The organism is Alteromonas sp. LOR, from assembly GCF_000753865.1.
Taxonomy (GTDB): Bacteria; Pseudomonadota; Gammaproteobacteria; order Enterobacterales; family Alteromonadaceae; genus Alteromonas.
Map to the genome: position 1 here is coordinate 1 of NZ_JQFW01000047.1, position 510 is coordinate 510.

Consider the following 510-nt stretch of genomic DNA (forward strand, 5'->3'; position numbering starts at 1 on the left):
AAGGCTTGTAGCTCAGCTGGTTAGAGCGCACCCCTGATAAGGGTGAGGTCGGCAGTTCAAGTCTGCCCAAGCCTACCAATTCTACTTGGTTTTGCTATTTTCAATCGCTGCGATACTCATGTGCTAGCGCACACTGCGTTTCTCGCGTTGAAACTACCTTCACCAAACGAATTGGATGAATGGTTAAGTAGTGTGTCAAATAATAGTGAAATCCTAATGAATATTTACTTTTTAAGTAAGCATTGATTAGGGTTTTTTACCCTAAAGATGATAGTACTGCTTTTGCAGGAAACATCTAATGTTCTTTAACAATTTGGAAAGCTGATATTAATAGTAATCAATCAAAAGAGTAATTGAGAAGTCGAAAGACGCACTTTTTACTCTACTTGACTTGAATTGCTTGTTATCGACAACGCCGCAAGGCGGGTTAACCGGCATGTCCGGTTAACAAAGAAGATAGCAAGGCAATTCTTCCGATTAGCTTGTCATGCATACAACATTACCCTTGTC

General features: G+C 40.2%; 1 tRNA gene. It reads left to right on the top strand.

The window, feature by feature from the left end:
- Window position 1 precedes the first annotated feature (1 nt).
- Window positions 2–78: transfer RNA gene (locus JV36_RS0113670), tRNA-Ile, on the top strand.
- Window positions 79–510 lie beyond the last annotated feature (432 nt).